This window comes from Roseateles sp. GW821-FHT09H11 (assembly GCF_059415845.1).
The window spans coordinates 285,084-304,588 of record NZ_JBWKOA010000008.1 but is presented as its reverse complement, the minus strand read 5'-3'; the positions used below and the strand labels follow the sequence as shown (position 1 = coordinate 304,588).

Below are 19,505 nucleotides of genomic sequence, written 5' to 3'. Positions count from 1 at the left end.
CGCCGCCGCGGCCCGCCACCGCCCGCCAGCAGGCCGCCAACCGCCCGGTGGCCTACATCGACTTGAACAGATGCACGTACGCGCGGCTGACCGGCAGCTCGCTCGCGTGGCCGCGCACGCGCACAAACAGCCGGCTCAGATCGTCGCGGCGCGTGCCGCTCACATGGTCCAGGTTCACGATCGTCGAGCGGTGCACCTGCCAGAAGCGTTCGCCATCGAGTTGCGCGGCGAGCTCGTGGATCGGCGTGCGGATCAGGTACTCGGTCGTCGCGGTCTGCACGCAGGTGTACTTGTCGTCGGCGCGGAAGAACAGCACCTCGTCGACGGGGACCTGATGCATCAGGTCACCCTGCGTCGCGCGCACCCAGCGCAGCGGCCCCGCCGCCCTCGCCAGCGCGCTGCCCGGCGCGTGCAGGCGCTGCAGCGCGGCGAGCAGGCGCGCGTCCACGCCGTCCTCGCCGTGATCGCCGGCCGCGCCGGCCGCGCCGGCCGCGCCCGCGTCCCGCTTCGCCAGCGCGCGGCGGATCCGCTCGACCGTGCGACCGAGCCGCTCCGCCTCCACCGGCTTGAGCACGTAGTCGATCGCTTCCTGCTCGAAGGCCTGCACCGCGTACTGGTCATAGGCCGTGACGAAGACGACACGCGTCGCGCCCTCGATGCCCTCGGCGACCTCGAGTCCGGTCAGGCCCGGCATCTGGATGTCGAGGAAGGCCAGGTCCGGCTGCAACGCCGCGATCTGCTCGGCCGCCTCCTGGCCGTTGCGGGCGATGTGGACGATGTCGAGCTCCGGCCAGACGGCGGTCAGTTGCGCGGCGAGCGCGCGGGCCAGGTGGGGTTCGTCGTCAGCGATCAGCGCGGTGGGTGCGGTCATGGTCGGCATGGGAAGAAGAAGTGAGTCAGGCCGTCGGGCGTTCAAGCGTTCAAGCGTTCAAGCGTTCAGGTGTCCAGCGGCACGCGCAGCGTGACGCGGCAGCCGGGCTCGGCGGGAACGAGGGTCAGCGACGCGCGGTCGCCGTAGTGCGTCATCAGGCGCTCGCGCAGGTTGGCCAGCGCGATGCCGTTGCCGGTGCGGCGGGAGGCGCCGGGGCCGACGCCGTCGTCGCGCACCTCGATCACCAGGAAGCCGCCGCTCAGCGCGGCATCGACGCGCACGGTGCCGCCCTCGATCTTGGGCTCGAGCCCGTGATGGACCGCGTTCTCGACCAGCGGCTGCAGCAGCATCGGCGGCAGCGGCACGACGCGGGCCTCGGGCGTGGCGTGGATCTCGAAGCGCAGGCGGTCTTCCATCCGCGTCTGCAGCACCGTCAGGTAGGCGGTGGCGAGGGACAGCTCGTCGTCGAGCGGGCCGGTCTCGCGACGCAGGCCGCCGAGCGACGCCCGCAGGTAGGCCGTGAAGGCGCCCAGCATCTCCTTGGCCTTGGGCGCGTCGTAGTCGATCAGCGAGTGGACGTTGGCCAGCGTGTTGAACAGGAAGTGCGGCTCGATCTGTCCCTGCAGCAGCCGCAGCTGCGCTTCGGTGGCGCGGCGCTCGGCGGTGAGCTGCCGGTGCCTCGACGCGAACCAGTGGTGCAACGCGAAGGTGATGCACAGCGAGAGCGCGGAGGTGATGCCGATGATCTTCCCGCCCTGCGACCAGTCCATCCGCACCCAGTTCGCCAGGCCCGCCATCCACATGCCCGGTACCCAGCCGATCAGCACGCCCAGCAAGGGCACGGCGGAGAAGAACACCGTGCGCTTCCAGTCCGCCCAGGCGCGGATGCGGGCGCGGCCGCCGAAGAGCGGCACGAGGATCGTGAACAGCGTCTGGATCACCAGGCCGATGGTCACGCAGACAACGACGTTCTTCCAGTACCACCAGGCCCACATCGCGGGATCGGTCCAGCGGGCGGAGCGCGCGTTCAGGAGGAAGCCCAGCACCGTGAAGCCGACCGCCAGCGCGCAGGAGAACAGGAGCGTCCAGACCCACTGCAGCCATTCGGGGCCGCTGGGCTGGACGTCGTTGCTCAGCCAGGCATGCCAGGAGGCGCGCAGTCGGCGGGCGTCACGCCAGAGGGGCCGGGAGGGAGCGGGAGTCATGCGGCGCAGTGTAGGGAGCCGCCGTGGCCGCCCGGCCCGGGGAAACGACGGATCGACAGCGCGCCGGGCGGATCGACGGCGGGCGGCGTGGACGGGCCCATCGCCGGCCCCTCATGCCCTGACCTTTGACAGTGCCGGGGGCACGTGGTGTCCAATAGCCCGCAGAACTTGCCCGCAGATCCGGTCGACTCCCGCCAAGTCCGCCTTCCCCGGCATTCCGCCCGCATTCCACGGAGACCCGCATGAGCTACATCCTGCTGATCAACGAACCTGTCGGCCAGCGCGAGGCGCGCACGCCGGAGGAAGGCCGCGAGGCCTACGACCGCATGACCGCCTACGCCGGGCAGCTCCAGGCGAAGGGGCTGCTCCATGCGGCGCAATCGCTGCAGTCGGTCAACGGATCGACCCGCGTGGCCAAGCGCGACGGTCGCATGACGACGATCGACGGCCCGTTCGCCGAGGCCAAGGAAATGGTCGGCGGCTTCTTCTGGCTGAACGTGACGACCCGCGAGGAGGCGCTCGCGATCGCCCGCGAATGCCCGGCGGCGGAATGGTGCACGGTGGAGGTCCGCTCGCTGGTCCCCTGCTACGCGGAGTCGAAGGCCTGAGGCCGCCTCCCGAGGACTCCCCGAAGTTTTTTGCCAGGATCGCGTCGCGTCCTGTCGAAACCGGCGGGGCTGCGTCGTCGTGCCAGTGTGGACGCTCCGGAAGCGGAGCGCCGCCATCAGGAGGGCACGATGCGACCACCGATCCACCCGCACGGGCCCGACGACTTCACACCCCTCGAGGAGTTCCCCCATGCGACACAAGCAAATCTTCGTGAACCTGCCCGTCAAGGACGTCGAGCGCAGCAAGCGCTTCTACGGCGCGATGGGCTACGAGTTCAATCCGCAGTTCTCCAACGAGCAGGCCTTGTCGATGATCATCTCGGACGACATCTACGCGATGCTGCTGGTGGAGGAGTTCTTCCAGACCTTCACGCCGCGCAGGATCTCGGACGCGCATGCGACGACCGAGGTGCTGACCTGCCTGTCCTGCGAGAGCAAGGCGCAGGTCGACGAGCTGATCGCCAAGGCCCTGGCCGCCGGCGGCACCGTGCCGCGCGAGCCGCAGGACATGGGCTTCATGTACTCGCAGGCGTATGCGGACCCGGACGGGCACATCTGGGAGCTGATGTACATGGACATCACGCAGTTCCCCGGCGCCTGAGGCTGAGCGCGCGCGCGTACCATCGCGCGCATGACCGACGAGACCCATCGCGCGATCACGACCGTCTGGCGGCAGGAGTCCGCCAAGATCATCGGTGCCCTGTCGCGGCTGACGCGCGACGTCCCGCTGGCGGAGGAGCTGGCGCAGGACGCGCTGGTCGCCGCGCTGGAGACCTGGCCGAGGCAGGGCCTGCCGGACAAGCCCGCCGCGTGGTTGATGACGACGGCCAAGCACCGCGCGCTGGACCGGCTGCGCCACGTGAAGCTGAGCGGCGACAAGCTGGAGCAGCTCGGCCATGAGCTCGACGCGCGCGAGGCGATGATCGTGCCGGACTTCGTCGAGCGCCTGGACGACGACCGCGCGGCACGCGAGATCGGCGACGACGTGCTGCGACTGATGTTCTGCGCCTGCCATCCGGTGCTGAGCCTGGAAGCGCGCGTCGCGTTGACGCTGAAGATGGTGGCCGGCCTGACGACGGGCGAGATCGCCCGCGCGTATCTGCAGTCGGAGCCGACGGTGGCGCAGCGGCTGGTCCGCGCGAAGCGCACGCTGGGTGAGGCGAACGTGCCGTTCGAGCTGCCGCGCGGCGAGGCGCTGACCGAGCGGCTGGCCGCCGTGCTGGAGGTGCTCTACCTGATCTTCAACGAGGGCTACGCGGCCACCAGCGGCGAGCGCTGGATCCGCCAGGACCTGTGCGACGAGGCGCTGCGGCTGGCGCGCATGCTGGTGAAGCTCGCACCGAGGGAGAGCGAGGTGCACGGCCTGCTCGCGCTGATGGAGCTGCAATCCTCACGCGCCGCGGCGCGTGTCGATGCGCAGGGGCAGCCGGTGCTGCTGCTGGAGCAGGACCGGTCGACATGGGATGCGGCGGCTATCGAACGCGGCCTGACGGCGCTGGAAGCGGCCGACCGCCTGGCCGCCGAGCTGGACGATGGGCAAGGCCTGGGACCCTACGCGCTGCAGGCGGCGATCGCGGCCTGCCACGCGCGGGCACGTCGCGCCGAGGACACCGAATGGCCGCGCATCGCGGCGCTCTACGAGGCGCTCGCGGTGCGGCAGCCGTCACCGGTCGTGGAACTCAATCGCGCCGTAGCGTTGTCGATGGCCTTCGGGTCCGCGGTCGGTCTGGAGATCGTCGACCGCCTGATGGAAGAGCCCGCGCTGAAGCAGTACCACTGGCTGCCCAGCGTGCGCGCGGACCTGCTGTCCAAGCTCGGCCGCAATGCCGAGGCCAAAGAGGAATTCGAACGCGCCGCCGCGATGACCGGCAATGAGCGCGAGCGGGAGCTGCTGCTCAAACGGGCAAGGGAGCAGGGGCACTGAGGCCCCTGCGGGTCAGAGCAACAGGACGCCCGCTTGCCTGGCCGCCGACTTCATGCCTTTGTCGACGGTAGCCAGCGAGGCGCCGGTCTTGCGGGCCAGATCCAGATAGAGCGCGTCGAAACCCTGCGCGTGAAGTCCGAGCCCGAGTTCCACATGCTCCGTCAAAGGGGCCCGTCCGGGAAGGATTCGAATGTTGTAGAGCTCGATCGTCTCCGCTTGCTTGACGAATCGAGGCCTGCGCCATTTCCCAGCCCGCCCTCGTTTCAGGATTTGATAAGCGCACTCGGCCGTCAGCACATAAGGTGCGATCAAGCGCGCCTCACCTGCAATCGCCATCGCGGCCACCTTTTCGCAATAGGCGCGATCGACGTCCTTCTCGCCTTCTGGCATTGCCCAAGTCAAGGCCACGCATGCATCAACCACCACAGTAACCACCGCGCGCCTCCCGAATCCAAGCCACCACGTCCGAACCGCCCGGCATGGGCTCAAGCAGCTCTGGATACTTTGCGTAATGAGCAAGCAAGCGCTCTGGCATGTCCGGCGCAGGTCGCCCCGACCCACGCCATTTCTCAGGATCCATCGCATCCTCGGGCCACGGAGCCATCTTGCCTTCATCCCGCTTGCGGATCAGGTCTCGAAGAAATTCGAGGTGGCTCTGCGCGCTTTCGGACAGAGGTCGCGGCGGACTGATTGACGAAGCGTTGGCGACGGGTGTGAGCGCAGCCAGATGTGGAACGTCGATCTTCGGATCGTCGACGAATGAGTGCATGGAGCCTCCTAACAGGCAGGTGCGAAAGAGACGTTCATTCTTTGCACGAGTCGGACAGGTCGACTTTCACCCACAGCTCTTTTTCGGCGAAATCGCCACGCAGGTTCTTGCGTATCTGATCGAAACACGCGCCGTTGGCGCGCACGATCAATCCGGCGAATCGCCCTCGCCTTCGCTCTCATCGGTGAGCCACGTCCCCGCCATCGCGGCGCTCTTGCGCTCGCGCTTGGCGGCGTACATCGCGGCGTCGCTGCGCGCCATCAGCGTCTCCAGCGTGTCGCCTTCCTGGCGCTGCGCGGCGCCGATGCTGATGCTGACCTGCAGGCCCTCGGACACCGTGCTCCAGTCGTGCTTGCGCACCGCCTCGTCGAGCCGCCGGCAGGCCTGCTGCGCGATCTCCTCGGTCGCGCCGCGCAGCAGCAGCACGAACTCGTCGCCGGCCAGGCGCGCGGCGACGTCGTGCTCCCGCACATGCTGCCGCATCAGCCGCGCGATCTGGCTCAGCACCTGATCGCCCACCAGGTGCGAGTGCCGGTCGTTGACCTGCTTGAAATGGTCGACGTCGATCAGCGCCAGGCTCACCACGCCGCCGCCCGCGAGCTGCGCCCGCGCGTGATCCTCGAAGCTGCGGCGATTCGCCAGCTCCGTCAGCGGATCCTCCATCGACAGCTTCTCCAGCCGCAACGCCTCGTCGGCGAGTTGCGCGCGGTCGCGCTCGCTGCGGCGCGCGTCGAGCTGCCATTGCACCGTCGCCTCGCGGCTCGCGAGGCTCGCGATCCGCACGCGGGCCTCGCGCTCGCGCAGCGCGCGCATCCGCTGCAGCGCGCGTTGCGGCTGCCCTTGCTGTTCCTCGATCTGGCTGGCGATCAGCTCGCCGAGCTGCGCCAGCGGCTCATGCTGCACGGCGTCCGCCGCCGTCACCGTCTGCGCCGCCGCGCGCCGCGCCTGCGGCCACAGCCGTCGCGCCCACGCGAGCTCCGCCTGCACCCAGCCCGCCAAGGCGACGAGCCAGTGGCGCTCCTGCTCCGGCAGTTGCGCCAATGTCTGCTGCAGCTCCGGCTGCGCGTAGGCCGTGGCGCCCTTCCAGATCTGCGCCATCGTCTGCATCAGCGTCCACCAGCAGTGCGTCTCGGCATCGCCTTCGGACAGCAGATGCCGCGCGTTGATCAGGTGGCCCTCGAGCGGCCCCAGCGGCGGCAACTGGCCGCGCTGCTCGCGCTCGCCGGCGTAGGCAAGGAGTGACCCCAGCGCGAGCCACAGGCAGGCAATCAGCGGACTGAGCCGGGGCTTGCACGCGTTGGCCGCGTCGGCGGCCTGTCGCAGCACTTCGGCCGCCTTGTCGAAATTGCGCGCCCACACGTGGCAGGCGCCGAGGTCCTGCAGCGCCACCACCAGCGCCGCGCCGTCACCGCGCGATTGCGCCAGCCGCAGGCCGAGCAGCGCCGCCTCGATCGCTTCCTCGTGATGCCCGGCCGTCGACGCGCTGTGCGCGAGCACCGACAGCGCGCCGGCCTCGCCGATCGCGTCGCCCTGCTGCCGGAACAGACGTGCCGCCAGCTCGCTCCGCTCCCGTGCGTCACCGGGCCGGTGCAGAACGCGGTCGCAACGCGCCAGGTGCAGCAGCGCCTGCGCACGCTGCGCGTCGTCCCCCTCCTCCAGCGCCAGCAGCAGCCACTCCTCGCCGGGCGCCTGCGCGGCAACGGCGTCACCGGCCTGCAGCGCGGCGCGGGCTTGCTGGGAAGGGGCGGTGTGCGGGTCCAAGAGGGGATCGGAACGCAAGGTGATCAGCGGTTCAGGCCGTCGGGGCCGGAGACGCAGAGGATAGCGGCAACAGGCGCGGGCCCATCAGGTCGGCCAGCCATTGCATGAAGGCCTGGACGCGCCGAGGCAGCTGCCGGCGGTGCGCATAGATCAGGTGGACCGGCATCGGCGCGGGCCGGAACTGCGGAAGCACCTCGACCAGCCGGCCATCCAGCACCTCCGTTTCGAAGCCATGGCGCGGCACCTGCGTGATGCCGAGACCCGCGAGACAGGCCGCCGTGTACGAGCCGGAATCGCTCACCGTGAGCGCCCCTGCCATGGGCTCGAAGCGCGTCGCGCCGGACGCGTCGCACCACTCGAAGCCCGGGCAGCGTTGACCGAGCGTCGTGGCGTACTGGACGAGCCGATGGTGCGCGAGATCCTCCAACGACTGCGGAACGCCGAAGGCGGCCAGGTACCCGGCGCTGGCCAGGTTGGCCATCTCCATCCCGCCAAGCGGTCGCGCGACGAGGCTCGAGTCGCTCAGCGGTCCCACCCGCAGCACGCAGTCGAAGCCCTCGCGCACGAGGTCCACGCGCCGGTCCGTGCTGCTGAGCTCCAGCTCCAACCCGGGATGCGCCGCGAGGAACTCCGGCAGGCGCGGCACGACGATGTCATGCGCCACCCGCATCGGCATGTCGACCCGCAGCCGGCCGCGCAGCCCGCTGGCCGCCGGCTGGAACATCGTCTGCATGTCGTCGAGATCGGCCAGCAGGTCTTTACAGCGCTCGTAGCAGGCCTGGCCGTCCTGCGTCAGCTGCACGCGCCGCGTCGTGCGGTGGAACAGCCGCGTACCCAGGCTGGCTTCCAGCCGCTGGACCGCCGTCGAGGCGCTCGCCTTCGGCAGGCCGAGGCTCTGCGCCGCCTGCGTGAAGCTGGCCAGCTCCGCCACGCGGACGAAGACCTGGAGCGTGTCCAGGGACGGCGGCGACGAGGCCAGCGCTGCGCCTGGCGCGGCGCCCAGCGCCGTGGGAGGAGCGGGCGCAGTCGCTGCAGGCGCCGCAGAGGTCGGTGAGGAAAGGACGTTGGCGTCGCTCATTTGTTCACCTTGGACGAACGGTCAAATCAGACTGAGGTGATTTATACGCCATTCGTCGATCAATAAAGTTCCTGCATCCGATCAACCCGTCCGAACAGGAGCTCACCATGACCACTTCCTCCAACACCAAGATCGCGCTGATCACCGGCGGCAGCCGCGGCCTGGGCCGCAATGCGGCCGTCCATCTGGCCCGCCGCGGCATCGACAGCATCGTGACCTACCGCAGCCAGCAGGGCGAAGCGCAGGCCGTGGTCGACGAGATCCGCGCGCTCGGCGGACGCGCGGCGGCGCTGCAGCTGGACGTCGGCGACAGCGGCGCCTTCCCGGCCTTCGCCGAGGCGCTGAAGCAGACCCTGAAGCAGCACTGGCAGCGCGATCGTTTCGACCACCTGGTCAACAACGCCGGCATGGGCGTCCACACGCCGATGGCGGACACGACCGAAGACCAGTTCGACGAACTGATGCGCGTGCACCTGAAGGGCCCGTTCTTCCTGACGCAGGCGCTGCTGCCGCTGATCAACGACGGCGGCAGCGTGCTGAACGTGTCCAGCGGCCTGGCGCGATTCACGATTCCCGGCTACGGCGCGTACGCGACGATGAAGGGCGGCGTCGAGGTGATGACCCGCTACATGGCCAAGGAGTTCGGTGCCCGCGGCATCCGCGTGAACACGCTGGCGCCCGGCGCGATCGAGACCGACTTCGGCGGCGGCGCGGTGCGCGACAACAAGGAGGTGAACGGCTTCATCGCCTCGGTCACGGCGCTCGGCCGCGCCGGCCTGCCGGACGACATCGGCCCGGTCGTGGCTTCGCTGCTGTCGGACGACAACGGCTGGATCACCGCGCAGCGCGTGGAGGCGTCGGGCGGCATGTTTGTCTGATGGCGTGAGCGAAGGCGGCAGCGATGCTGCCCCTTCGCCTCGGATCATCCGGCTCGTGCATAAGTTGCCTGAGGCTCCTGCGCGCGCTGGACCACTTCGCCCAGGCAGTCGGGATAACGCCGCTGCAGGTGCTTCAGTCCCGCCTGCCGGCTGGCTTGGTAGTCCAGACTCTCCTGCAGGAACTGCAGTCGCGCGCGGTTCTCGTCGATGACTTGCGCCCAGGTCACGACGCGTACCGCATGATTGAACGCAAAGGGCAGTGCGATCTGGTTCCGACGTTCAGTCGCATCGAGTACCCCCTCCTCGATGTCCCGTGCCACCAGCCAGAACGACCACCTCGCATCGACGGAACGGAAGCGCTCGTCTCGCGCCACACGCGACGCATAGTCGCAGATCTGGCTGATCTCATCCTGGCCGACCTTGACGCGCGGCGCCTTCAGCTCCACGACGAGATGTTCCAGCGTCGACGGCTGGTGGCGCCGCGTGGCTCGGGAGAACATCAGATCGATGATGGCGCGCTTCTGCCCCGGTGCGCCGACCGGCTCATCGATCAGCACGTCGTGGCCCAACATCGCGCGGTGCTTGCGCAGCACCTCCGTGAGCGACCGGTTGTCCACGGACAGCGCGAAGCGTTCCCCGAAGAGCCACGGATTGCGCGCGACGATCCGGTGCAGTTCGCCGCGCTCCTTCACGTGCGGTTGCAGATCCTGCTCGAACACGATCGCTTCCAGGCCGTCGAGCAGCAGCAAGCGTTCGGTGACCACGTGCGCTTCGCGAATCACCGACGACAACGAGACATCCTTGAGCAGCTCCGCCATCCTCCGACGATCGTCGGCGGGAAGGTCCAGCACTTCGGTCAACAACGTCTGAAGTTCCTCCGGCCCGCACTCGACGGCTTGCCTCAGCAGCCTGAACTGGAAGGCAATCGCCTCCGGCGCCAGCGTACGAAATACCGGATGGAAGCGGGACAGGTGCCATGCCGCCTGATCGAACAGTTGGCGCTCCAGCACCTCGACCGCCGTCTCCGGCTCGCGCGGGAACGGATAGAGGCCTTGCGCCTGCCACGCTTCCACGGGCGGGCGGTCCGGCTCGCGATGGGATTCTGTCGTCATGCATGCACCTCGACTGCTGGAAGCCCGGTTGGGCGATGCAGTCACTCTATGCAGTCGAGGCGCCGACGACACCTGCGCATTCGCGGTCGACGTGCGCGCGATTCCTACTGCTTCAAGTAGGGCGCTGCCGGATTCACACCGTCCCCGTCGTCTCCCCGCCTTCCGTCGTCACGATGCCGCGCTCGAGCAACTGCCGGCGCCGGCGCGCCCAGCGCCGCTTCGCGTTCAGCCCGCGCAGCGCCAGCGCAAGGCGCTGTCCCAGCGGCGGTCGCACCTCGCGCACGCCGCCGAAGAACTGGTACTTCGCGAAGAAGCGCGACGCCTCCCGACCGTAGGTCGCCAGCACACGGCGTTCGTCCTCCTTCGGATCCGCGTCCGGATGGTTCTTGTAGAGATCGCCGCCCCGCACCGGTCGTGTGTGCCACACCGGCGTCGCGTCCAGCACCGCGATGCGGCGTCGGTCCGCGTTGTCGATCAGGCCCGGCCAGACGAAGTCCAGCCCCCAGCCGATCCGGCTGCGGTGGAAGGAGGGCTGGCAGCGCAGCAGCGAGTCGCGAGAGAAGATCGGCGCCATCACCTCGATGAAGCCCATGTGGCGCAGCAGGAAGCCGTCCTGCCGCAGCAGCGTGTCGAAGGTGAAGTACGAGTCGCGCGTCAGCGCCGGCTGCGCCAGCGCCAGCCCGTGCGCATGGAAGAGATCGAACATGCGGGAGATCGTCGCCGTGTCCACCGCCAGGTCGTCGTCGGGGAGCCAGACCGCGTCGTAGTGTTCGGCCAGCTGCGGCTGCTGGTCCAGCAGCTCGCCCAGGCACGGCCACTTCGGTCCGCGGCGGCGCTCGTACAGGTCGCAGGTGTCGGCATGCAGGCCGTCGATCGCGCCGTAGTACGACACCAGCAGATCGAAGTTGCGCCGCGGTGCGGCCACCCACTGCGGATGCAGCGAGCAATCACCCGCGCGCACGATCACGAGATTGCGGCGCGGGCGGTCAGGCAGGGAGAGGGTCGGCATCGGTCGCTCCAACAAGGGCGGGGACCGTCGCGGCGACGGCCGCGCGGTGCCCCCCATTGAAGCGGTGCGACGTATCGCCGGTTTGGCCGGCTCGCCGAGCCGCCGACACGTTCGAGACCGTTCGTGTCGACGCTGATACGAACGGTGGTCCGCCCGTCAGTGCCCGCCGCCCAGATACGCCGCCTTCACCGCCGGATCGGTGCGCAGCTTCTCCGCGGGCCCGTGCAGCGAGATGCGACCGTTCTCCAGCACGTAGCCGTAGTCCGCCACCGCCAGCGCCGCCGCCGCGAACTGCTCCACCAGCAGCATCGTCACGCCTTCCGACTTCAGCCGCGCGATGATGCGGAACACCTCGTCCACCAGGATGGGCGCCAGGCCCATCGACGGCTCGTCCAGCAGCACGACCTCCGGATTCAGCATCGTCGCCCGCGCCATCGCGAGCATCTGCTGCTCGCCGCCGGACAGCGTGCCCGCGAGCTGCTGGCGCCGCTCCTTCAGGCGCGGGAAGAGCTCCATCGCCTTCTCGAGGTCGGCCTCCACGTCGCCCTTGGGCCGCGCGCCGGTGTAGCGCGGGAACGCGCCCAGCCGCAGGTTGTCGGTGACGCTCATCGTCGCGAAGACGCGGCGCCCTTCCGGCGAATGCGCCAGCCCCAGCCGGGCGATGTGATACGACTCCAGCCCGTCGATGCGCTTGCCGTTGAGCGTGATCTGGCCGGCGCTCGGCGCGATCATTCCCGACACCGCGCGCATCGTCGTCGTCTTGCCGGCCCCGTTCGAGCCGATCAGCGTCACCACCTTGCCCTTGGGCACTTCCACCGAGATGCCGTGCAGCACCTCGACCTTGCCGTAGCCGGCATGCAGTTGATCGATCTTCAGCATGTCAGTTCCGTTCCGCTCAAGCCGCCTGGCCGCCGAGGTAAGCCTCGATCACCTTCGGATCGGCCTGCACCTGCGCCGGCTTGCCCTCGGCGATCTTCTGGCCGAAGTCCAGCACCGAGACCACGTCGCAGATGCCCATCACCACGTCCATGTGGTGCTCGATCAGGATCACCGTGATGCCGTGGTCGCGGATCTTGCCGATGATGCGCATCAGCTCCTTGATGTCGGGCGCGGTCAGCCCCGCCGCCGGCTCGTCCAGCAGCAGCAGGCGCGGGTCCAGCGCCAGCGCCCGCGCGATCTCCAGCAGCCGCTGCTTGCCGTAGGGCAGGTTGCGCGCTTCCTCGAGCGCCAGGTCGGCCAGGCCGACGAAGTCCAGCAGGCTCAGCGCCCGCGCGCGGGCCTTCGCGTCCTCGGCGTTGTAGCGCGGCGAATGCAGCGCCACCTGCACCAGGTTGCTGCCGAAGCTGTGATGCAGCGCCACCATCACGTTGTGCAGCGCGCTCATCTCGCCGAAGAGCTGCACGTTCTGGAAGGTCCGCGCGATGCCCGACAGCGCGATGTCCGCCGAGGTCCGCCCCACCAGCGAGCGGTCGACGAACTTCAGCTCGCCCGCCGTCGGCACGTAGATGCCGGTCAGCACGTTCATCATCGTGCTCTTGCCCGACCCGTTCGGCCCGATCAGGCCATGGATCGTGCCGCGCCGCACCTGCAGGTCGACGTTGTTCAGCGCCTTCAGGCCGCCGAACTGCATCAGCACGCCGCGCGCGTCGATCAGGACCTCGTCGCCCGCGCCGGCGCCCGTGGCCTGGGAGATCGCATCGGACGGCTTCTCCGCCACCGGACCGCCCTCGCCCACCGGCTTGGCCTTGAGGTGCAGCGCGTTGCGCACGAAGCCCACGATGCCGTCCTGCAGGTAGTACACGACGAACAGCGTGATCAGCCCGAAGATCGACAGCCGCCAGTCGGTCATCGTCTGCAGCACGAAGGACAACGCCGCCAGCGCGATGCTGCCCACCACCGGGATCGCCGCCTGCACGCCGCTGACCTTGCCGCGGCGCCACGCCACGGCCGTCACCGCCGCCACGACGATCGCGAAGATCACCGACACGTAGCGGAACAGCTCCAGGTCGTCGAGCAGCTTGGGCAGCACCACGATGATCGCCGCGCCCAGCAGCGCGCCGGTGCGGGTCTTGCGGCCGCCCATGATGATGGCCAGCAGGAAGAAGACCGTCAGCTCGAAGTTGTAGGTGTTGGGCGAGATGTACTGCTCGGAATAGGCGTACAGCGCGCCCGCCAGGCCGGCGAGACCGGCGCTGATCACGAACGCGTAGACCTTGTAGCGGTAGACCGAGACGCCCATGCAGTCCGACGCCACCGGGCTGCCGCGCAGCGCCTCGAACGCGCGCCCGAGGTGCGAGCGCAGCACGCGATGCACGAACACCAGCGACGCGATCAGCATCACCACGACGAGCCAGTAGTACTCGTCCTCCGTCATCGTGTGGTCCATCAGCTTGGGCTTGGTGAGCGTGATGCCCATCGGCCCGTTCGTCAGGAAGTCCATCTCGTTGATGAGGATCTGGATGATGGTGCCGAAGGCCAGCGTCACCATCGCCAGGTAGGGACCGGTCACGCGCAGCGCGGGCAGCGCCAGCAGCGCGCCGAAGCCCGCCGTCACCGCGATCGCCGCCGGCAGCGTCAGATAGATCGGCAGCCCGAACTTCATGACCAGCACGCCGGCCGTGTAGGCGCCGACGCCGAACAGCCCCGCGTGGCCCAGCGACACCTGCCCGGTGTAGCCCACGACGATGTCGAGCCCGAACAGCACGATCGCGTAGATCAGGATCGTCTCGACCAGGTGGATGTAGTACGGGTTGCCGGACACCAGCGGGAACGCGAGCAGCGCGACAAGCGCGATCGCGCCCGCGATGAACTTCTTCGGATTGATCTTGGCAGTGGCACTCATGAGGCTCAGACCTTCTTGATCGCGGTCTTGCCGAACAGGCCGGCCGGCTTGAACGCCAGCACGATCAGCAGCAGCACGAGGCCCGGCACGTCCTTGTAGCCGGTGGAGAGGTAGAAGCCCGTCGTCGTCTCGGCGATGCCCAGGATGATCCCGCCGACGATGATGCCCATGCCCGAGGTCAGCCCGCCGATGATCGCCACGGCGAAGGCCTTCAGGCCGAGCACCGCGCCCATCGTGGCGCCGGTCAGCGTCAGCGGCGCGATCAGCACGCCGGCGAAGGCGGCGGTCAGCGACGACAGCGCGTAGGAGAAGGTGATCACCAGCCCCGTGTTGATGCCCATCAGCTTGGCGGCGTCGCGGTCGTTGAAGGTCGCGACGACGGCGCGGCCGTAGATCGAGCGCCGGTTGAAGAGCTCGACGGCCAGCATCAGCGCCAGCGCGCCGCCCACGACCAGGATCTCCATCGGCAGCACGTTGGCGCCGAGGAACTTGATCGGCGCCTCCGGCAGCGGCGAGGGGAACTTCAGGTCGTCGCGGCCCCAGACGTTCTCGGCCACGTTCTTGAAGATGATGCCCAGCGCGATGGTGGACATGATCCAGCCGAACTCCGACTTGATCTTGATGGCGGGCCGCACGCCGATGCGCTCGACGAAGGCGCCCTGCAGCGCGCCGAACAGGCACACGATGGGGATCATGAGCCAGTAATTGACGCCGTGGCCGACGAGCGTCAGCCCGACCAGCGCGCCGAGCATCAGCGCGTCGCCCTGGCCGAAGTTGAGGGTGTCGGAAGTCGAGAAGGTCAGCTGGTAGCCGAAGGCGATGACCGCGTAGATCATGCCGAGCGCGATGCCGCTGAACACCAGTTGGGTCAGGATCTGCATACGGAGTCCGGAACTGCTGGGAAGTCGGAGGCGCCGCCGCGAGGACGGCGCCCGGAAAAACGGCCGCGCGAGGCGGCCGTTCCAGTGGGTCACTTCTTCTGGGTCAGCGCGCCCTTGGCGTTCACGTCCTTGACCTTGATCTCGGAGGCGGCCTTGAAGTCGGCCTCGTAGGCGTAGACGACGCGCTGGCCCTTCACTTCGCCGAACACCGGGATGTTGGCGGTGATGGCCTCGTGGTCGGTTTTCGTGAACGGCTTGTTGTAGGTCGTCACGACGCCTTCCACCGGCGCCTTCAGGTCTTCCAGCGCGGCCTTGACCTTGGGACCGTCGGTGCCGCCGGCCTGCTTGATCGCCGCGGCCAGCAGGTAGATCGAGTCATAGCCCTGCGCGGCCGACACCGGCGAGTCGATGCGGCTGTTCTTCGGGTTGAACGTCTTCAGGTAGTTGACGATGAAGGCCTGGCGCTTGGGCGTCGTCGGTTCCTGGATGAAGGTCTGCGGCATGCGCGCGCCTTCGCCGCCGGGGCCGGCGTTGTCGATGTAGTTGGCCATCGACAGCGTCCAGCTGCCGACCATCGGCACCTTCCAGCCGAGCTTGGTCATGCCGTTGGCGATCTGCGCCAGCTCGGGGCCGATGCCGTAGGTCAGGATGGCCTCGGCGCCGGCTTCCTTGGCCTTGAGCAGCTGGGCCGTCATGTCGACGTCCTTGATGTTGAACTTCTCGACGGCGACCGGCTTGATGCCCTTGAGCTCCAGCGCCTTCTCCAGGTCGGCGCGGCCGAGCTGGCCGTAGTTGGTCGAGTCGGCCAGGATGGCGACCTTCTTGAAGCCGCGGCGGGTGACGGCTTCCTCCACGATCATCGGCGCCTGGATGCTGTCGTGGGCGGCGTTGCGGAAGACGTAGTTGTCCGGCGCGTCCTTGAACTGCTGCGTGATCACGGAGCCGGTGGCCACGTTGTTCATCACCGGGATCTTGGCGTCCTGGTAGAAGCGCTGCGCGGCCAGGGCCACGCCGGTGTTGATGAAGCCGACGGTGGCGGCGACCTTCTCGCGGTTGATCAGCTCCTGGGCGATCTGGACGCCGCGTTCGTTCTTGGCTTCGTCATCACGTTCGATGAGCTGGATCTGGCGACCCAAGACCCCGCCGTTCTTGTTGATTTCCTGGGCTGCCAATCGCACACCGTCGCGCATGCTGACGCCCATCGACGACGAGCCGCCGGTGAAGGGACCCGAGACGCCGATCTTGATCGGGTCGGCCGCGAGGGCGGCGAAACTGGCGGCGGCCAGTGCGGTAGCGGTGATCCAACGCGCGCTGAACTTCATGTTTGTCTCCGAATGGTCTTGGTCCATGAGGGGTCGGAATGCCAACCCTGGAGCGCGGCGAAACAGCAGCCGGACGCCCGGCGTCAGCCTTCTCGGCGCATGGTGCATCAAGCGTGTCCAAATGCACGCAGGCGACTACGTAATCGAAAACCCCGATCGGGGTGTTCAGCGTCGTGTCAGGTAGCTGGACGTGTCGACAGCAAACACCAGGCAGGTGCACGCGGCTCGCGTGCACGACCGACTTCGCATGGGGCCTGGCCACTCGCTCGGAGGTGTCATGCAGCCCCATGGCACGGTCGCTACTCACGCCATCCGGTCCGCGGGACTCGATCCGCGGACCGTTCTTGACTCCATTGAAGGAAGTGAGCGACGACATGAATGACATCCAAGAACTGGACCTGGGCCTGATGGATCAGGTCAGCGGCGGACTCCTCGGCCAGGTCTGCGTCATCGGTTTCCTCCGGGGCTGGGGCGGCGGGAAACTGCTGGACCTGGCCTGGGACGCGATCCGGGACCACAACGAGTCCGGCGCGGCGGCTGAATTCCAGACCGGCGCCGGCTCGGGCGCAGGCACCTTCGGCTGATCCACGCGTCAGACGGCAGCTTGCTTCGCCCGGCGACGCAAGCTGCTGGCGGCGAGCGCGGCGACGGCCAGCACCGCCAGCGCGTACCCCACCAGCGCGCCCCATCCGCTGTGGTCCCAGAACCATCCGCCCATCGCGCCGAGCGTGCTGGAGCCGATGTAGTACGCCAGCAGGTACAGCGACGCCGCATGCCCCTTGCTGCGTCCGCCGAGCGCGCCGACCCAGGCGCTGCTCACCGAGTGCGCGACGAAGAAACCGATCGTCAGCAGCACGATGCCCACGATCACCGCCGGCAGCCAGGTCGTCAGCGTCAGCAGCACGCCGGTCGTCGCCAGCGCGATGCCCGACAGCAGCGCCGGGGCGCGCCCGAAGCGGTCGGACAGGCCGCCCGCCGTCGCCGACGCGGCAATGCCGAACAGGTAGGCGCAGAAGATCAATCCGATCGCGCTCTGGCTGAGCGAGAACGGTGCGCGCATCAGCCGGAAGCCGGCGTAGTTGTAGACCGCGACGAACATGCCCATCATCAGGAAGCCCATCGCGAACAGCAGCGGCAGCATCGGATGCGTCAGGTGGCCGCGCCACGCGGCCACGTGCTCCGACAGCTTCACGCCGGTGCGTCGCACGAAGTGCTTCGACGGCGGCAGCAGGAACCAGAATCCGATCGCCGCCGCCAGCCCGAGCACGCTGACGACGAAAAGCGCCGGCCGCCAGCCGAAGGCGTCGCTCAGCACGCTCACGCCGACCCGGCCCATCATGCCGCCGAAGGCCGTCCCGCCGACGTACTGGCCCATCGCGCGGCCCAGGCCCTTGGGGTGGATCTCTTCGGCCAGGTAGGCCATCGCCACCGCCGGCACGCCGCCGAGCACCAGGCCCTCGATCGCCCGCGCGACCAGCATCGCGTGCCAGCTCGGCACCACCGAGGCGATCAGGTTCAGCACCGCGGCCATCGCCATCGACGCGAACATCAGCCGCTTGCGGTCCATGCTCTCGGACAGCGCGCCGGCGCACAGGATCGCGAAGGCCAGCGCACCCGTGGCCAGCGACAGCGACAAGGCGCTCGCCGCCGCGCCGACGTGGAACTCCGCGGCGAACAGCGGCAGCAGCGGCTGCACGCTGTAGAGCAGCGAGAAGGTCGTGAAGCCCGCCAGGAAGAGCGCGAACGCGATGCAGCGGTAGGCGGTGGTGCCGGGTTCGGCGTAGTCGTGGAGGGAGGCGGCGGCACTCGCCGCGCCCGGGGGACTGCTCATGGGAAGGGGCGCGGTCGGCGGCGGCTCGATGGAAGGATCGTCGGGATGGCTCGGCGGAACGGCTCGATGCGCAGGCTCAGCGGCGGCCGAACATCATCTGCCCGGCCAGCGCGCGCTTGAGCGGCGGCAGGGCCTGCAGCGCGGCGAGGCCCAGGCCGCGCGCCGCCGGCAGGCCCGGCCAGCGCCAGGCAAAGGTCCGGGCCAGGAAGTCGGTCGTGAGGATCGTCGCCCAGCGGTCCGGCGCGCGCTGCCATTCGACGCGCCGCAGCGCCGTGTCGATGCGCGGATCGCGCCGCAGCGCCTCGACCAGCGCGAAGGCGTCGCGCAGGCCCAGGTTCAGGCCCTGGCCCGCCACCGGGTGCAGCGTCTGCGCCGCGTTGCCGATGCGGATGCGGCGGCCCTCGACCAGGGTGCGTTCGGCGTTCAGGCCCAGCGGGAAACACTTCAGCGGACCGATGCCCTGCAGACGGCCCACGCGGTCCGGCAGCTGCTGCTGGATCACCGTCAGCCGCTGCGCGTCGGTCAGGCCGGCAACCTCGTCCTCGTCCTGCGGCTGGCACCAGATCAGCGCGGCGCGACGTTGGCCCTCGCGGTCCGGCAGCGGCAGCAGCGCCAGCGGGCCGCGTCGCGTGAATCGCTCGTAGGCGACGCCCGCCGGACTGTCCGGCGACAGCGTCACCGTGCCCACCCAGGCGTTCTGCTGGTAGTCGTGCGCCAGCGCCTTGCGGGCCTGGTCGGAGAACACGCCGCCCTCGGCGACCACCGCCAGGTCGAAGCGCTCGGCGATGCCGGCGTCGATCTCGACCTCGTCGGGGCGGTCCTGCTTGATGCCGTCCACCGCCTGACCGAAACGGCTGATCAGGCGCTTGGGCTCCAGCGCGCTCGCCTGCTGCCAGGCGGCCTGCAGCGGTGCCACCAGTTGCCCATAGGCCAGCACCGCGCCGAGCTGCGGCACCGACTGTTCGGCGGCGGAGATGTGCACCTCCGGCTCGCCCGACGGTCCGAACCAGGGACTGGAGAGCGTCGGCGGCGCCTGGCTCACGTGGACCTCGCGGATCGCCTGTGCCTGCGCCGCGGGCCACACGCGCAGGCGCTGCAGCAGCTGCACGCTGCCCAGCGACAGCGCGATCGTGCGCGGATCGCCGGAGACGTCGCGCTCCAGCGGCCGGGCGTCGAAGAGGCTGACCTGCGCCTGCGGCAGGTAACGCGCGGCGAGCAGCGCCAGCGCCAGGCCCGCCGGGCCCGCGCCGATCACCGCAAGGCGCAGCGGCGGCGCGTTGCCGTCGAAGGAGGCATCGAAGGCATCGGCGGCCGCGGAGGCGGCGCCGTCCTGAGCGGCGGAGTCTGAAGGCTGGGGCATGGCATCGACCCGTGAAACTGCTCCGGTCACGTCAGGCGACCGGTTGCGGATCAC

The 19,505-nt window shown here is 69.1% G+C and carries 19 protein-coding genes; 5 read left to right on the top strand and 14 right to left on the bottom strand.

Translation table 11 applies throughout. From position 1 onward, the window contains the following. Positions 1-52: 52 nt before the first annotated feature. Positions 53-871 (bottom strand): LytR/AlgR family response regulator transcription factor, encoded by an 819-nt coding sequence (locus AC07PR_RS25500; RefSeq protein ID WP_495136958.1) that lies wholly within the window; start codon positions 869-871, stop codon positions 53-55. 65 nt (positions 872-936) lie between these two features. Then, the gene (locus AC07PR_RS25495; protein WP_377159542.1) at positions 937-2,076 is read right to left on the bottom strand and encodes a sensor histidine kinase; all 1,140 of its coding nucleotides are present in this window, start codon (positions 2,074-2,076) and stop codon (positions 937-939) included. Between the two features lie 242 nt (positions 2,077-2,318). Between AC07PR_RS25495 and AC07PR_RS25490 the strand changes: the two genes are divergently transcribed. From AC07PR_RS25490 to AC07PR_RS25480, 3 genes are all read left to right on the top strand, one after another. Next, on the top strand, positions 2,319-2,684 hold the full coding sequence (locus AC07PR_RS25490; protein WP_377159540.1) for a YciI family protein: 366 nt from the start codon (positions 2,319-2,321) through the stop codon (positions 2,682-2,684). 190 nt (positions 2,685-2,874) lie between these two features. Continuing rightward, on the top strand, positions 2,875-3,285 hold the full coding sequence (locus AC07PR_RS25485) for a VOC family protein (protein ID WP_377159538.1): 411 nt from the start codon (positions 2,875-2,877) through the stop codon (positions 3,283-3,285). 30 nt (positions 3,286-3,315) lie between these two features. Continuing rightward, on the top strand, positions 3,316-4,608 hold the full coding sequence (locus tag AC07PR_RS25480) for an RNA polymerase sigma factor (RefSeq protein WP_495136957.1): 1,293 nt from the start codon (positions 3,316-3,318) through the stop codon (positions 4,606-4,608). 12 nt (positions 4,609-4,620) lie between these two features. Here AC07PR_RS25480 and AC07PR_RS25475 read toward each other — a convergent pair whose 3' ends face one another. From AC07PR_RS25475 to AC07PR_RS25460, 4 genes are all read right to left on the bottom strand, one after another. Beyond that, positions 4,621-4,998, bottom strand: coding sequence for a type II toxin-antitoxin system VapC family toxin (locus AC07PR_RS25475; protein ID WP_495136956.1), 378 nt, complete (start codon positions 4,996-4,998; stop codon positions 4,621-4,623). Between the two features lie 25 nt (positions 4,999-5,023). Then, positions 5,024-5,377, bottom strand: a complete 354-nt coding sequence (locus AC07PR_RS25470; RefSeq protein WP_495136955.1) for a hypothetical protein — start codon at positions 5,375-5,377, stop codon at positions 5,024-5,026. 147 nt (positions 5,378-5,524) lie between these two features. Then, positions 5,525-7,138 carry a diguanylate cyclase gene (locus tag AC07PR_RS25465; RefSeq protein ID WP_495136954.1) on the bottom strand — a complete coding sequence of 538 codons (1,614 nt, stop codon included), beginning with the start codon at positions 7,136-7,138 and terminating at the stop codon, positions 5,525-5,527. 31 nt (positions 7,139-7,169) lie between these two features. Then, positions 7,170-8,216, bottom strand: coding sequence for a LysR family transcriptional regulator (locus tag AC07PR_RS25460; protein WP_495136953.1), 1,047 nt, complete (start codon positions 8,214-8,216; stop codon positions 7,170-7,172). A 107-nt stretch (positions 8,217-8,323) separates the two neighbouring features. Here AC07PR_RS25460 and AC07PR_RS25455 point away from each other — a divergent pair, with 107 nt between their 5' ends. Continuing rightward, positions 8,324-9,094 (top strand): SDR family NAD(P)-dependent oxidoreductase, encoded by a 771-nt coding sequence (locus AC07PR_RS25455; protein ID WP_377159525.1) that lies wholly within the window; start codon positions 8,324-8,326, stop codon positions 9,092-9,094. Between the two features lie 44 nt (positions 9,095-9,138). Here AC07PR_RS25455 and AC07PR_RS25450 read toward each other — a convergent pair whose 3' ends face one another. From AC07PR_RS25450 to AC07PR_RS25425, 6 genes are all read right to left on the bottom strand, one after another. Next, complete coding sequence (locus AC07PR_RS25450) at positions 9,139-10,251, bottom strand: histidine kinase (RefSeq protein WP_377159523.1); 1,113 nt, start codon at positions 10,249-10,251, stop codon at positions 9,139-9,141. An 88-nt stretch (positions 10,252-10,339) separates the two neighbouring features. Next, the gene (locus AC07PR_RS25445) at positions 10,340-11,215 is read right to left on the bottom strand and encodes a DUF707 domain-containing protein (RefSeq protein WP_495136952.1); all 876 of its coding nucleotides are present in this window, start codon (positions 11,213-11,215) and stop codon (positions 10,340-10,342) included. A gap of 156 nt (positions 11,216-11,371) precedes the next feature. After that, a complete protein-coding gene (locus AC07PR_RS25440; RefSeq protein ID WP_297523854.1) occupies positions 11,372-12,094 on the bottom strand; it encodes an ABC transporter ATP-binding protein in 723 nt (240 codons plus the stop codon). 16 nt (positions 12,095-12,110) lie between these two features. After that, complete coding sequence (locus AC07PR_RS25435) at positions 12,111-14,057, bottom strand: branched-chain amino acid ABC transporter ATP-binding protein/permease (RefSeq protein WP_377159518.1); 1,947 nt, start codon at positions 14,055-14,057, stop codon at positions 12,111-12,113. Between the two features lie 5 nt (positions 14,058-14,062). Continuing rightward, complete coding sequence (locus AC07PR_RS25430) at positions 14,063-14,938, bottom strand: branched-chain amino acid ABC transporter permease (protein WP_377159516.1); 876 nt, start codon at positions 14,936-14,938, stop codon at positions 14,063-14,065. A gap of 89 nt (positions 14,939-15,027) precedes the next feature. After that, positions 15,028-16,260: an ABC transporter substrate-binding protein gene (locus tag AC07PR_RS25425; RefSeq protein ID WP_377159514.1), complete on the bottom strand. Its 1,233-nt coding sequence runs from the start codon at positions 16,258-16,260 to the stop codon at positions 15,028-15,030. A gap of 374 nt (positions 16,261-16,634) precedes the next feature. On the opposite strand from AC07PR_RS25425, the gene AC07PR_RS25420 reads away from it, so the two are divergent. After that, complete coding sequence (locus tag AC07PR_RS25420) at positions 16,635-16,844, top strand: hypothetical protein (protein WP_483108048.1); 210 nt, start codon at positions 16,635-16,637, stop codon at positions 16,842-16,844. A gap of 8 nt (positions 16,845-16,852) precedes the next feature. Here AC07PR_RS25420 and AC07PR_RS25415 read toward each other — a convergent pair whose 3' ends face one another. Next, positions 16,853-18,091: an MFS transporter gene (locus AC07PR_RS25415; RefSeq protein ID WP_495136951.1), complete on the bottom strand. Its 1,239-nt coding sequence runs from the start codon at positions 18,089-18,091 to the stop codon at positions 16,853-16,855. A gap of 76 nt (positions 18,092-18,167) precedes the next feature. Next, complete coding sequence (locus AC07PR_RS25410) at positions 18,168-19,451, bottom strand: FAD-dependent monooxygenase (RefSeq protein ID WP_495136950.1); 1,284 nt, start codon at positions 19,449-19,451, stop codon at positions 18,168-18,170. Between the last annotated feature and the right edge of the window lie 54 nt (positions 19,452-19,505).